Genomic DNA, 14,174 nt, shown 5'->3' with positions numbered 1-14,174 from the left:
ATAAAATGAAAAATAATAATAGCCCGCTACGCCATCTGCCCTGGCTGGTGCTGGCAATCGTAGGTGCGTGCGCCCTGGGTGTTGTGGCATTACGCCGAGGGGAGGCAATCAATGCCTTGTGGATTGTGGTCGCTGCCGTGGCCATCTATCTGGTCGCATACCGTTACTACAGTCTGTTCATCGCCAACAATGTCATGCAGCTCGATGCGCGACGGGCCACGCCGGCTGTGCTCAATAACGATGGTCTGGACTATGTTCCGACCAACAAACACGTGCTGTTCGGTCACCACTTCGCGGCCATTGCCGGTGCCGGTCCGCTGGTCGGCCCGGTACTGGCGGCGCAGATGGGCTACCTGCCCGGCACGCTGTGGCTGATCGCCGGCGTGGTGCTGGCCGGTGCTGTGCAGGACTTCATGGTCCTGTTCATGTCCACCCGCCGCAACGGCCGCTCCCTGGGCGACATGGTCCGTGAAGAAATGGGCCGCATCCCCGGCACCATCGCGCTGTTCGGTTGCTTCCTGATCATGATCATCATCCTCGCGGTGCTGGCGCTGATCGTGGTCAAGGCCCTGGCCGAGAGCCCTTGGGGCATTTTCACGGTGATGGCGACCATCCCGATCGCGATGTTCATGGGCATCTACATGCGCTACATCCGCCCGGGCCGCATCGGTGAGATCTCGGTGATCGGCGTGCTGTTGCTGCTCGGCTCGATCTGGCTCGGCGGGCAGATTGCCGCGGATCCGGTGTGGGCCAAGGCCTTTACCTTTACCGGTATCCAGATCACCTGGATGCTGATCGGCTACGGTTTCGTTGCCGCCGTGTTGCCGGTGTGGCTGATCCTGGCGCCCCGTGACTACCTGTCGACCTTCCTGAAAATCGGTACCATCGTCGCCCTGGCCATCGGCATCCTGGTGACCATGCCCGAGCTGAAAATGCCGGCCCTGACACAGTTCATCGACGGCACCGGCCCGGTCTGGAAGGGCGGTCTGTTCCCGTTCCTGTTCATCACCATCGCCTGTGGCGCGGTGTCGGGTTTCCACGCGCTGATCTCTTCCGGTACCACGCCGAAGCTGCTGGATAACGAAACCAATGCCCGCTACATCGGTTACGGTGGCATGCTGATGGAATCGTTCGTGGCCATCATGGCGATGGTCGCCGCCTCGGTGATCGAGCCTGGCGTGTACTTCGCCATGAACAGCCCGGCGGCCGTGGTCGGCAGTGATGTTGTGGCCGTTGCCACAGCCGTCAGTAACTGGGGCTTCGCGATTACCCCGGAAGCCCTGCAAGCGGTGGCCCATGACATTGGTGAAACCACCATCCTGGCCCGTGCCGGTGGTGCGCCGACCCTGGCGGTGGGGATCGCGCAGATCCTGCACAGTGTTCTGCCGGGCGAGAACACCATGGCGTTCTGGTACCACTTCGCGATCCTGTTCGAAGCGCTGTTCATCCTGACCGCAGTCGACGCCGGTACCCGTGCCGGGCGCTTCATGCTCCAGGACCTGCTCGGCTCGTTCGTGCCGGCCTTGCGCCGCACCGAGTCCTGGACCGCCAACCTGATCGCCACCGCCGGTTGCGTGGCCATGTGGGGTTATCTGCTGTACCAGGGCGTGATCGACCCGCTGGGCGGCATCAACACCTTGTGGCCGCTGTTCGGTATCTCCAACCAGATGCTGGCCGGTATCGCGCTGATGCTCGGCACCGTGGTGCTGATCAAGATGAAACGCCAGCGCTACATTTGGGTGACCCTGGTACCAGCCATGTGGTTGCTGATTTGCACCACCACCGCCGGCTTCATCAAGCTGTTCGATGCCAACCCGGCGATCGGCTTCCTCGCCCTGGCGAAAAAATACAGCGATGCATTGGCTAACGGCCAGATCCTCGCCCCGGCCAAGGACATCACGCAGATGCAGCACGTGATTTTCAACGCCTACACCAACGCCACGCTGACCGCGCTGTTTCTGTGCGTGGTGTTCAGCATCCTGTTCTATGCGCTCAAGGTCGGTATTTCCGCCTGGGGCAGCAAAGAGCGTACGGATAAAGAAGCGCCATTCCAGGCTCTGCCGGAAGCGTGATCGAGGATTTGCATCATGTTCAATGACCTGAGTCGCCTCGGTAAATACCTCGGTCAGGCCGCGCGCCTGATGGTCGGCATGCCCGACTACGACAACTACGTCGAGCACATGCAGACCAAGCACCCGGACAAACCGGTGATGAGCTACGAGATGTTCTTTCGGGAGCGTCAGGAAGCCCGTTACGGTGGCAAGGGTGGGCCGAAGTGCTGTTGATCCGGTCGTCGGATTAACAGCAATACCTGTGGGAGCGGGCTTGCTCGCGAAAGCGGTGTGTCATTCAACATTCATGTCGACTGACACGACCCCTTCGCGAGCAAGCCCGCTCCCACATTTGTTCTGTGTTGTGTTTTCATCTTGTGAAAAAGGAGATCCAGTTTGTCCTCCCCCATCCCGGTCACGATCCTCAGCGGCTTCCTCGGCGCCGGCAAGACCACCCTGTTGCGCCACCTGCTCAAGGCCGAGCACGGCCTGAAAATCGCCGTGATCGAGAACGAATTCAGCGACGCCGGCATCGATACCCAGTTGTTGGGTGATGAACCGGTCCAAGTGATGACGCTCTCCAACGGCTGCGTCTGCTGCACCATCCATACCGACCTGACCAAAGCGCTTTATCTGCTGCTCGAACGTCTGGACCAGGGCGACATTGCCTTCGACCGGCTCGTGATCGAATGCACCGGCCTGGCCGACCCAGCACCCGTGGCGCAAACCTTCTTCATCGATGAAGAACTGCGCGAGCGCTACATCCTCGACGGCATCATCACGCTGGTCGACGCGGCACATGCCGACTTGCACCTGACCCAGACCATCGCCCAGGCCCAGATCGGTTTCGCCGACCGCTTGCTGGTGAGCAAGCGCGATCTGGTAGACGAACCGACCTTCACCGCGTTGAGCGAGCGCCTGACCCGCATCAACCGTCGTGCCCCGATCCGCGTGGTCGACCACGGCAAGATCGACCTGGCCGAATTGCTGGACGTACGCGGTTTCAATCTCAACGCCGACCTCGGTGGCGGTGTGAGTTTGCGACCGGTCAGCCAGGCACCGTCCATCGATCGTATTTCCAGTCTGGTCCTGCGCACTGAAAAGCCGCTGGATATCGACAAGCTCAGTGAGTTCATGAACGAACTGCTGGAGGCACATGGCAAGCAGTTGCTGCGCTACAAAGGTGTATTGAACATCCTCGATGAACCACGGCGCATGGTATTTCAGGGGGTACTGAAGCTTTATGGTTTCGACTGGGATACCGAGTGGGCTGAAGACGAAGTGCGCGAGAGCGTGATCGTGTTCATTGCTGACGATTTGCCGGAAGAGAAAATTCGTGAGGGTTTTGCACGGGCGGCGGCGGTCTGAGGTTTTTATGGCGTCTTTGAGGACGCCATCGCGGGCAAGCCCGGCTCCCACAGGTTTCTGGTTGAACACAATGTCTGTGCTCATCCTCGAACACTGTGGGAGCGGGCTTGCCCGCGATGCGATCTAGCCGGCAACACAATGTTCACGGGCTGTATTGAGCAGTGTCTGTTCCAGAAGATCCAGATGCCGGTTAATCAGCATGGTCGCTGTCGCAGTATTTCCACGTTCAACAGCATCAACAATCGCCAAATGATCCTGCCAGGCACAACAGCTGTGCATCTGCTCCTCACACTGCGCAATCGCCAACGAAGTCAGTGGGACAAGGCTCTCAAGAAAATGCGCTAGCGGTGCATTTCCCGCCATTTGTGCCAACTGCAAATGAAACTCTCCCGACAAACGAATCGCCCGGCCACGCTCGGCGCATTGACGCTCGTTTTCGACCAGTGTCCGCAGGCGCTTCAAGTCTTGCGGGCACGCTCGCTGACTGGCCAGCCGCAACAGCATGATCTCGGCCAGCCGCCGGGCATGCAGTGTCTGTCGGGTCTGCTCGGCATCAGGCTCGGCGACGCGGGGGCGATGGTTGGCGCGAAGGAGGATGATGTGCTGATGGGACAGTCGCATCAGCACCTCCCGCATGTCGCTGCGCCTTGCACCGAACATCTGCGCAAGGCTTTCTTCCGTAAAGCGACTGGCCGAATGGATGCGCTGCTCGAAAATGGCCTCGAGGACCCGTGAGTACAGATCATCCACTGAAGGGCGGACGGGCAGGGTGGCGAGTGTTTGTGGCGAGGCGAAGCGGTTCATGGCCGATCTCCAGTTCGAAGAGGTTTCAACTGCCGAGGTTGTCTTCCGGGATGTTCAGTTCGATACCCATGCGTTGGCCTTCGCGCAGTATGTGCCGGCGCATCTCGGCGCTGGCCTGGGCGCTGTTCTTGCTGCGGATTGCCCGCACCACGGCTTCGTTTTCTTCAAGTCGCTCGGCCAGATGCTCCGGGGAGTTGCGCAACACTTCGGCGCTTTGCTTGAGGGCATTGCTGGTTTGCTGCACCACACTCTGGAAGATCGGGTTCGACGTCAGCGTGAACAGCTCTTCGTGGAACGCAATGTAGGCGTTTACGCCGGCTTCACTGTCATTGGCCTCCAGGGCTTCGCGCATGTCCATCAAGGTCAGGCGCAGTTGCCCGACCTCCTTGCTGCTGATGGACTGCGCGACCAGGCCGACGATGAATGGCTCAAGGGTGTAGCGCAGTTGCAGCACGTCTTCCAGGCTCGCTGCGGCCACCGCGTTGTCATGGGCCTGGCTGTCGGCGAGATTGGCTTCGAGCACCACCACGCCTTTGCCCGGCATCGAGCGCACCAGTCCGAGGGTTTCCAGAACGATGACGGCTTCACGCAGGCTCGGACGGCTGATACCCAGTTGTTCGGCCAGCTCACGTTGCCCAGGCAACATTTCGCCGGAGCGCCACTGACCTCGGGCCAAAGCGGCCCGAAGTTTTTCTACCACTGAATTGACGACGGTTGATGAGGTAATCACTTGTTCGCTCCACGAGCCGTGCCTGCGGTCGGCAGGCACGGCGATCATTCAGAATTCTTTGGCTGCCGCTTGAGCAACCGGTTTTCTTGGCTGAAAGGTATAACCCGCCTGGCCGGAAAGTACCTTGTTCGCCCGCTGCACATCGATGTCCTTTTCCCATCGCGCGATGGCCACGGTCGCCACACAGTTGCCAATCAGGTTGGTCAGCGCCCGGCCGATGCCCATGAACCAGTCCACGGCCAGCACCAGTACCAGGCCCACCACCGGAATTGCCGGAACGGCTGTCAGGGTGGCCGCCAGAATCACCAGCGCCGAGCCCGGAATACCGTGGGCGCCTTTTGATGTGATCAGCGACACCAGCAGTATGGTCAGCAGGTCAGTCATGGCCAGCGGCGTGCCGGTGGCGTTGGCGATGAACACGATGGCCAGGGTCAGGTAGATCGAGAAACCGTCGAGGTTGAACGAGTACCCCGTTGGAATCACCAACCCGACCGTCGAACTGCCGATGCCCAGATGCTCAAGCTTGCGCATGATTTGTGGCAGCACCGCGTCGGACGAAGCGGTGCCCATGACGATCAGCAGTTCTTCGCGCAGGTACTTGAGCAACGGCCACATCTTCAAGCCGGAAAGGCGCATCACCAGGCCGAGAATCAGGGCCACGAAGGCAACGCAGGTCAGGTAGAAGAGGCCGACCAGACTGCCCAGGTGCTGCAGCGAGTCCAGGCCATATTTGCTGGTGGTGAAGGCGATCGCACCGAATACACCGATCGGTGCCAGTCGCACGATCATGCCCATGATGCGGAAGATCACATGGCTGAGTTCGTTGATCAGCCGCGAAATACCCGATGCCGCCTCGCCCACCAGATTCAGTGCACTGCCGAACAACACTGAAAACAGCAGGACCTGCAGGATATTGTTATCGGCAAAGGCACCGATCACCGAAGTCGGAATCAGGTTCATCAAGAACTGCGCAGTGGTGTGCATGTGCTGACTGCGCTGGGCAATATCGCCCATGTCGGCTGCGGAAAGCTGCTCCAGGTGAATGTTCGCACCGCTGCCGATGCCGGTGCTGAAGGCGAGCACCAGGCCGATCACCAGGGCGATGGTGGTCAGCACTTCGAAGTAGATCACCGATTTCAGGCCGATGCGCCCGACCTTTTTCAGGTCGCCGGCGCCGCTGATGCCGCTGACCACCACGCAGAACACGATCAAGCCGATGAGCATCTTGATCAGCTTGATGAAACCGTCGCCGAGGGGTTTGAGTTGGGCGGAGTATTCGGGAAGGGTCAGCCCGCAGACGATGCCGAGCACCAGTCCGAGAACCACTTGGAGGAAGATTGAACGCGAGCACCATCTGAGCATGGGAGGAATCCTGGTCGGTGTCCTGGCTGCCGTGTGCGGGGCACATCAGATTCAGGACTTAATTATTGTGGTCTTACCGGTATGTCCAGTGCAGGCGCAGTCTACGCTGGATTTTTTCTCGATTACAAGTGGAAAGCATAAAATTGGCATGACCGGTCTGACCAGTGGCCTAAAGGGAAATCGCGGGCGAAAAAAAACCGGCCAATCACTTGGCCGGTTTTTCATGCTGCGGATTTAACGTCGCAATTAAGCGCCGTACACCGGCAGCTTCTTGCAGATGGCCTTGACCTTCTCACGAACGGCGTCGATTACCGCTTCGTTGTTCAGGTCAGCCAGGATGTCGCAGATCCAGCCGGCCAGTTCCTTGCACTCTGCTTCCTTGAAGCCACGAGTGGTCACAGCCGGAGTGCCGAAGCGCAGGCCGGAGGTGACGAACGGGGAGCGTGGATCGTTTGGCACGGAGTTCTTGTTCACGGTGATGAACGCTTTGCCCAGAGCGGCGTCGGCGTCTTTACCGGAGATTTCCTGCTTGATCAGCGACAACAGGAACAGGTGGTTCTGGGTACCGCCGGAAACCACGTCGAAGCCACGCTCGATGAATACGCTGGCCATGGCCTGGGCGTTTTTCACCACTTGTTGCTGGTATGCCTTGAACTCAGGCTGCAGCGCTTCCTTGAAGCAGATCGCCTTGGCTGCGATCACGTGCTCCAGCGGGCCGCCCTGGGCACCCGGGAATACCGCGGAGTTCAGCTTCTTCTCGATGTCGGCGTTGGCGCGAGCCAGGATCAGGCCGCCACGTGGACCGCGCAGGGTCTTGTGGGTGGTGGTGGTCACGACGTCAGCGAATGGAACCGGGTTCGGGTAGACGCCAGCGGCGACCAGACCGGCCACGTGGGCCATGTCGACGAACAGGTAGGCACCTACCTTGTCGGCGATTGCACGGAAGCGCGGGAAGTCGAGGATCTGCGAGTAGGCAGAGAAACCGGCCACGATCATTTTCGGCTTGTGCTCAACGGCCAGGCGCTCGACTTCGTCGTAGTCGATCAGGCCATTGGCGTCGATGCCGTACTGGATGGCGTTGTACAGCTTGCCCGAGGACGAAACGCTGGCACCGTGGGTCAGGTGACCGCCGTGGGCCAGGCTCATGCCCAGGATGGTGTCGCCGGCCGACAGCAGGGCCAGGTAAACGGCGCTGTTGGCTTGCGAGCCGGCGTGCGGCTGAACGTTGGCGTAGTCGGCGCCGAACAGCTCTTTGGCGCGATCGATAGCCAATTGCTCGACGATGTCGACGTACTCGCAACCACCGTAGTAGCGCTTGCCCGGGTAGCCTTCGGCGTACTTGTTGGTCAGTACCGAGCCTTGAGCTTCCATCACGGCAGGGCTGGTGTAGTTTTCCGAAGCGATCAGCTCAATGTGCTCTTCCTGGCGCTGAGCTTCTTGCTCCATGGCGGCAAAGAGATCGGCGTCGTACTTGGCAATAGTCAAATCACGGCTGAACATGGCGGTCCTCAGGGATCGGGGGCGGAAAAGGGGGGCATTCTAACCCAATGGGTTTTAGATGGCATATGAAACGGCATCATGTCGCAGACAAGTGGGCTTCATGAGCGGATATGCGGTGCCTGGACGGGCCTCTTCGCGGGCAAGCCCGCTCCCACAGGGGAACACATTCCAAATGTGGGAGCGGGCTTGCTCGCGAAGGGGGCCGCCCGCATCACCGCAAGGCTTCAGTCAAACATGAACAGCGCATCATTGCTGAACTGCCCCTCAAACCGCCCCGCCGGCATCGGCCGGCCGAACAGATACCCCTGCACCTCGTCGCAACCGTGCTCGCGCAGGAAGTCCAGCTGTTCATGGGTCTCGACACCCTCGGCGATCACCGCCAGGTTAAGGCTGTGGGCCATGGCGATGATCGCCCGGGCGATCTGCGCATCCTGTTCGCCCGACGGCAATCCGTCGACGAAGGTGCGGTCGATTTTCAGTACGTCGATCGGGAACTGCTTGAGGTAGTTGAGCGATGAGTAACCGGTACCGAAGTCGTCGACTGCAATGCTCAGGCCGAGGTTCTTCAGGCCGTCGAGGATCTGCATCGCCTCGCTGACTTCGCGCATCAGGATACTTTCGGTGAGTTCCAGTTCCAGGCACGCCGGCGGCAGGCCGGTTTCCTTGAGGATGGTGGCGATGCGCGTACCGAGCTGGCCGTCGGAGAACTGCCGCGCCGAGATGTTCACCGACACCTTCGGCACACGTACCCTGGCCTGATGCCAGGCCTTGAGTTGACGGCAGGCTTCGCTGATCACCCAGTCGCCGACATCCACCACCAGCCCGAGCTCTTCGAGCACCGGAATGAAATCCCCCGGCGGCACCAGCCCGCGGCGGGGATGACGCCAGCGCAACAGCGCCTCGGCACCGGTCAGGCGCTTGCCGTCGCCGCTGAACTGCGGCTGGTAATACAGCACGAATTCGTTCTGTTCCAGGGCATGGCGCAAATCGCTTTCCAGTTCCAGTCGCTCGAGGGCGCTGGCGTTCATGTCCGCCTGATAGAACTGGAAGTTGTTCTTGCCACGTTCCTTGGCGTGGTACATGGCCGTGTCGGCGTTCTTCATCAACTGGCTGAGTTCGTTGCCATCCTGCGGACTCAGGGCGATGCCGATACTGGCCGTGACGAAGAACTCGCGGCCCTCGAGCACGAAGGGTTTCACCAGGCTGGCGAGAATCTGTTCGGCCACATGAATGGCCCGGTTCAGGGCGATTTCACGGTTGGCGCGCGGTTGCAGGAGCAAGGTGAACTCGTCACCGCCCATGCGCGCCACAGTGTCGTCATCGTCGACGCAACCGAGCAGGCGCGTGGCCATCTCCTTGAGCATGCGGTCGCCGGCGGCGTGGCCCAGGGAGTCGTTGATCGGTTTGAAGCGATCGAGATCGAGGAACATCAGCACCACCCACGACTTTTGCCGTTCGGCCGATTGCAGTGCCGTGTGCAGGCGATCCTGGAACAGCGTGCGGTTGGGCAGGTGGGTCAGGGCGTCGTAGTAGGCGAGGCGATGAATCCGCTGCTCGCTGGCCTTGCGCTCGCTGATGTCGCTGAAGAAACACACATAACTGGCCAGGTCGCCTTCGTCGTCTAGTACGGCGGTAATCCCGACCCAGGCCGGGTAATGCTCGCCGTTGCGGCGCTTGAGCCAGACTTCGCCTTCCCAGGTACTGTGCTGGCCCAATTGCTTGAGCACATAACGCAGATGCGCTTCTTGCTGCTCGTCGACGGTCAGCATGTTCGGCAACTGGTCGAGCACCTGTTCCACGGCATAGCCGCTGACACGGCTGAAGGCTTCGTTGGCCTGGACGATGTAGCCGGCCGGGTCGGTGATCAGGATCGCCGAGGTCGAGTGCTCGAATACCGTGGCGGCCATGCGCAAGTCTTTTTCGGCCCGGCGTTGCTGGCTGATGTCGCGGCCCACGCCAAGCACGCCTTCGAACGTCCCGTGTTCGTCCCAGACCAATACCAGACGCAGTTCGATGGGGATCTTGCGCCCGTCGGCCCGCAGGCAATCGAACAGGAACAGTTGGGTTTGTACCTGGCTGCGTAACACCGCCAGTTGGTCCGGCTGATCCAGCGCCTTGCTGACCCGGTCCATCAGGTGGTAGATGCCGGTCAGTTGTTGCGGGTTGGCGATGGTCGATTGCCAGCCGTTCTGGAAGATCCACTCGGCGTCATAGCCCAGCACGGCTTGCACCGAAGGGCTGACGTAATTGAGGTTGAGGCGGCTGTCAGTGGAGAAAATCACGTCGCTGATGCTTTCGGCGAGCATGCGGTAGCGCTGCTCGCTGTCGCGCAGGGATTCGCTGGCTTCGATCTGGTCGGTGACGTCTTTGGCCACGCCGATGATCCGCGTGACCTGGTCCTCGTTGTCCCGCGCCAGTGCCTGCTCGCGAATCTCGAAGCGTCGCCACTGGCCGTCCCGATGGCGGAAGCGCAACTGACACTGCATCAACTGGCGATAACCGGCCTGGCGCTGGACCTGGCGGGAGCGGTGGTAATAGTCGGCGTCTTCGGGGTGCAGGAGGATTTCCCAGAAGTATTCGCCCATCTGGTGCAGTTCGGTGCGGTTGTAACCCAGCGTCTGGCCCAGATGGTGGTTGCTGTAGATCATGCGCTGGCTGATTACATCCTGCACATACAGATGATCCGGTACGGTACGCACCACGTCCGACCAAAACCCTTCGCGTTCCTGCAACGACAGTTCGATGAGCTTGCGGCTGGTGATGTCGGTGATGCTCAAAATTACCGATTTATAGTCGTCCTGGGTTTGCGGCAGGCGCAGTACCAGCCACAGGTGCTGGTCGCGACCGCCGGCATCCTGCAATTTGATTTCCAGCTCAAGCTGTTGCTGCTGATTGAGCACCGCGTCGAGCACCTGGTTACCGATGGCGGTGCCGTCCAGCGGATGGCCGTCGATCAGCAGCTTCCAGGCTTTATTGGCGTTATCGACATTGAGCAACTGCAGTGCGACCTGGTTGACCTCGGTGATCCGCAGTTCCTGCACCAGTTGTCGGCGTTTTTCCGGGATCGCCAGCCACGCTTGCAGTTGTTCGCTGTCCTGCAGGTGTGCCTTGTCGAAAAAGCTCTTCAGCCCTGACATGTCGAGGACGCACAAGGCCACACCGGTGCCTTCGAAAATGTCCTGATAACGCCGACGGCCCTCATGCAATTGGCGTTGACGCCGGCGCATGTTCAGCAAAGCGATGAACGGCAGCATGGAAAACGCCAGGCCCAGCAGGCATTTGCCGATGAACGCCGGCAGCAGCGCTTCCAGTACGCGCTGACGGTCAAACAAGCCGCGCAATTGCCAATCGCTGCTGCTCAGCGGAACCGTCAGCACACTGTTGGCGACATCGTCCTCGGTCAGTGTGCCCGGATTGACCGAGGGCAGCCCTTCGTCACGGCTGATGATCTGATGATTGATGCGGTTTTCCACCAGCCACAACGGACGGCTGCCGGTCTCGCTTTGCTTGGTCAAGGACGAAAAGAAGGTCGGTGTCAGGCGCAAGGCCCAGTAGCCCCGGGAACTGCCGCTGGCCTGATGCAGCAATAAATGCACCACGGAACCATCGGTGGCATTGCTGAAGTAGTGCGCCTGGGCGTGGCTGCGGCGTACCAGTTCACCCAGGTAGTCGCTGTCATCGCTGTCGGGAGCGCTGTCACGGATGACTTTCCCTGAGGGGCTGAGCAAGGCCAGGCTGCGCAGTTCCGGCAGCGACTGTTGCAGCTTGCGTAGCAGGGCCTGCAACTCGTCGGCGTCCTGCGGTTGCTCGACGATAGGCAACAGGTTGAGGGCGATCTGCGCGTTGAGTGCCATGTTCAGGCTGACCTGAGCGGCCAGATCGGCGGTGTAGTCGATGGTGTACTGGCGCTGGTTTTTCTGGGTTTCGCGCAACTGATCGAGCAACTGCCAGAACAGCAATGCCAGCAGCAACAATGCAAGTGTCGCCAAGGTGCCCTTCAAGGTTCCGCGCAGAGGGGAGCCGGGCGCTATGGTCGGCGCACTGGAAGTCAGGGGCGGAGGGACATTGGACAAGCTGGAATCCTGCGGTTTGGCTGGACTGGCGCGACGTGCACTATAAGCCGGACGCCCGAAGGGCGGCTAGCATGCCTTGAGTTGTGGCGAAGTGCCAGCCCCAGCCCGTCGGCTGGACTGCCATCGGTCATTAAGGTAGCTTTGCCGGTTACGCGGGAGCGTTCCAGCTCCGGGGGGGCGTTCTCAATTAGTTTCCGCACCGCGCCGGGTCTGCTGTTGTGCAGGGCAAGGCGCGAGAAGCGTGGTTTGGTCATTCCAAATAAGCTTCGAGCAACGCAGCCCTGCACAACAGCAGACCCGGCCCTTCGGGTTGTGCCTTAAAGCGGGCCAGGCTGCGTTGCAGGCCTTGGAAAGGGAGCGACCATTTCCAGCGGCCTGCGCCTTGCCTGGCCCGCTTTAAGGCGACAACGCGGCGTGGAAACTAATTGAGAACGCCCCCATAATCAGGCTTTTTCAGCGCGCCTATATTGAAAGCTCTCAATCGGGTGACGCGCACAGCCTGGCCAGGCTTCGCCTGTGCCCTAATCATTCATCAGTCACTGACCCTAGGTTCTCCATGGCTCAATACGTATTCACCATGCATCGGCTGGGCAAAGTTGTTCCGCCGAAGCGGGAAATCCTGAAAAACATTTCTCTGTCGTTCTTCCCAGGCGCCAAGATCGGTGTACTCGGCCTCAACGGATCGGGTAAGTCCACGCTGCTGAAAATCATGGCTGGCGTCGACACCGAGTTCGAGGGCGAAGCCCGTCCGATGCCGGAGCTGAACATCGGCTACCTGCCGCAGGAACCACAACTGGATCCGACCAAGACCGTGCGTGAAGTGGTCGAGGAGGCGGTCAGCGTGATCAAGGACGCCCAGGCACGCCTGGACGAGGTCTACGCGGCATACGCCGATCCGGATGCCGACTTCGACAAGCTGGCCGCCGAACAGGCCAAGCTCGAAGCCATCCTGCAAGCCAGCGACGGCCACAACCTGGAGCGCCAGTTGGAAGTCGCCGCCGATGCGTTGCGCCTGCCGGCCTGGGATGCCAAGGTCGAACACCTGTCCGGTGGTGAAAAGCGTCGTGTGGCCCTGTGCCGCCTACTGCTGTCCGCACCGGACATGCTGCTGCTCGACGAACCGACCAACCACCTGGACGCCGACTCCGTTGCATGGCTCGAGCATTTCCTGCACGACTTCCCGGGTACTGTGGTTGCGATCACGCACGACCGTTACTTCCTGGACAACGTCGCTGGCTGGATTCTGGAACTCGACCGCGGCGCGGGCATTCCGTACGAGGGCAACTATTCGGGTTGGCTGGAAGCCAAGTCCGATCGTCTGGCTGCCGAATCCAAGCAGCAGTCGGCTCATGAAAAGGCCATGAAGGAAGAACTGGAATGGGTGCGCAAAGGCGCCAAGGCCCGCCAGTCGAAATCCAAGGCTCGTCTGCAACGCTTCGAAGAGATGCAATCGCAGGAATTCCAGAAGCGCAGCGAAACCAACGAGATCTACATCCCGGCCGGTCCGCGCCTGGGCGACAAGGTCATCGAATTCAAGAACGTCACCAAGGGCTACGGCGACCGCGTGCTGATCGACAACCTGTCGTTCTCCATGCCTAAAGGCGCCATCGTCGGCGTGATCGGCGGTAACGGTGCTGGTAAATCGACCCTGTTCCGCATGCTGATGGGCAAGGAAACGCCGGATTCTGGCAGCATCGAAGTCGGCGAAACCGTGCAACTGGCTTGCGTGGATCAGAGCCGCGAAGACCTGGACGGCAGCAAGACCGTGTTCCAGCAGATTTCCGACGGTTCCGACCAGATCCGTATCGGCAACTACGAGATCCCGTCGCGCACCTACGTCGGTCGCTTCAACTTCAAGGGCGGCGATCAGCAGAAGTTCGTCAAGGACCTGTCCGGTGGTGAACGTGGTCGCTTGCACCTGGCCCTGACCCTGAAAGAGGGCGGCAACGTCCTGCTGCTCGACGAACCGTCCAACGACCTCGACGTTGAAACCCTGCGTTCTCTGGAAGAGGCCCTGCTGGACTTCCCGGGCGCCGCCATTGTGATCTCCCACGACCGGTGGTTCCTTGACCGCGTCGCGACGCACATCCTGGCGTACGAAGACGACTCGCAAGCGGTGTTCTTCGAAGGCAACTACACCGAGTACGAAGCCGACCGTAAAAAGCGTCTCGGCGAAGCGGCTGCCCAGCCGCATCGTGTACGGCACAAGAAACTGGCCTGATTTCGGGTTGGTTACATAAAAAGAACGGAGCCTTCGGGCTCCGTTTTTTTTTGCGTTTTTTTCAG

The 14,174-nt window shown here is 60.3% G+C and carries 9 protein-coding genes; 4 read left to right on the top strand and 5 right to left on the bottom strand.

Going from position 1 to position 14,174, the window contains the following annotated elements; translation table 11 throughout:
- Positions 1-5: 5 nt before the first annotated feature.
- The 3 genes from ACXX83_RS20925 to yjiA all read left to right on the top strand — a co-directional run bounded on the left by ACXX83_RS20925 (position 6) and on the right by yjiA (position 3,419).
- Positions 6-2,072, top strand: a complete 2,067-nt coding sequence (locus tag ACXX83_RS20925; RefSeq protein ID WP_458549480.1) for a carbon starvation CstA family protein — start codon at positions 6-8, stop codon at positions 2,070-2,072.
- A 15-nt stretch (positions 2,073-2,087) separates the two neighbouring features.
- Positions 2,088-2,285, top strand: coding sequence for a YbdD/YjiX family protein (locus ACXX83_RS20920; protein WP_007895266.1), 198 nt, complete (start codon positions 2,088-2,090; stop codon positions 2,283-2,285).
- Positions 2,286-2,447: 162 nt separating this feature from the next.
- Positions 2,448-3,419 (top strand): GTPase, encoded by a 972-nt coding sequence (gene yjiA / locus ACXX83_RS20915; protein ID WP_458549479.1) that lies wholly within the window; start codon positions 2,448-2,450, stop codon positions 3,417-3,419.
- Positions 3,420-3,542: 123 nt separating this feature from the next.
- On the opposite strand, the gene ACXX83_RS20910 is transcribed toward yjiA, so the two are convergent.
- The 5 genes from ACXX83_RS20910 to ACXX83_RS20890 all read right to left on the bottom strand — a co-directional run bounded on the left by ACXX83_RS20910 (position 3,543) and on the right by ACXX83_RS20890 (position 11,888).
- Positions 3,543-4,223: a GntR family transcriptional regulator gene (locus ACXX83_RS20910; protein WP_458549478.1), complete on the bottom strand. Its 681-nt coding sequence runs from the start codon at positions 4,221-4,223 to the stop codon at positions 3,543-3,545.
- Positions 4,224-4,248: 25 nt separating this feature from the next.
- Entirely contained in the window at positions 4,249-4,953 is a 705-nt protein-coding gene (locus ACXX83_RS20905) for a FadR/GntR family transcriptional regulator (RefSeq protein WP_041475084.1), read from the bottom strand.
- A gap of 48 nt (positions 4,954-5,001) precedes the next feature.
- On the bottom strand, positions 5,002-6,315 hold the full coding sequence (locus ACXX83_RS20900; RefSeq protein ID WP_015096905.1) for a C4-dicarboxylate transporter DctA: 1,314 nt from the start codon (positions 6,313-6,315) through the stop codon (positions 5,002-5,004).
- A 246-nt stretch (positions 6,316-6,561) separates the two neighbouring features.
- Positions 6,562-7,815, bottom strand: coding sequence for a serine hydroxymethyltransferase (gene glyA / locus ACXX83_RS20895; protein ID WP_007970889.1), 1,254 nt, complete (start codon positions 7,813-7,815; stop codon positions 6,562-6,564).
- A 224-nt stretch (positions 7,816-8,039) separates the two neighbouring features.
- Positions 8,040-11,888, bottom strand: a complete 3,849-nt coding sequence (locus ACXX83_RS20890) for a sensor domain-containing protein (RefSeq protein ID WP_458549477.1) — start codon at positions 11,886-11,888, stop codon at positions 8,040-8,042.
- Between the two features lie 556 nt (positions 11,889-12,444).
- On the opposite strand from ACXX83_RS20890, the gene ettA reads away from it, so the two are divergent.
- A complete protein-coding gene (gene ettA, locus ACXX83_RS20885) occupies positions 12,445-14,109 on the top strand; it encodes an energy-dependent translational throttle protein EttA (RefSeq protein WP_007970893.1) in 1,665 nt (554 codons plus the stop codon).
- The last annotated feature ends 65 nt before the right edge of the window (positions 14,110-14,174 follow it).

This window comes from Pseudomonas sp. GNP012 (genome assembly GCF_054343835.1).
The sequence above is the reverse complement of the archived record's forward strand: the minus strand, read 5'-3'. Positions and strand labels throughout refer to the sequence as shown.

Bases quoted from the DNA above. Each gene is read 5' to 3' on its own strand.
- ACXX83_RS20910 (WP_458549478.1), bottom strand. From the start codon at position 4,223: ATGAACCGCTTCGCCTCGCCACAAACACTCGCCACCCTGCCCGTCCGC.
- glyA (WP_007970889.1), bottom strand. From the start codon at position 7,815: ATGTTCAGCCGTGATTTGACTATTGCCAAGTACGACGCCGATCTCTTT.
- ACXX83_RS20900 (WP_015096905.1), bottom strand. From the start codon at position 6,315: ATGCTCAGATGGTGCTCGCGTTCAATCTTCCTCCAAGTGGTTCTCGGA.
- ettA (WP_007970893.1), top strand. From the start codon at position 12,445: ATGGCTCAATACGTATTCACCATGCATCGGCTGGGCAAAGTTGTTCCG.
- ACXX83_RS20920 (WP_007895266.1), top strand. From the start codon at position 2,088: ATGTTCAATGACCTGAGTCGCCTCGGTAAATACCTCGGTCAGGCCGCG.
- ACXX83_RS20925 (WP_458549480.1), top strand. From the start codon at position 6: ATGAAAAATAATAATAGCCCGCTACGCCATCTGCCCTGGCTGGTGCTG.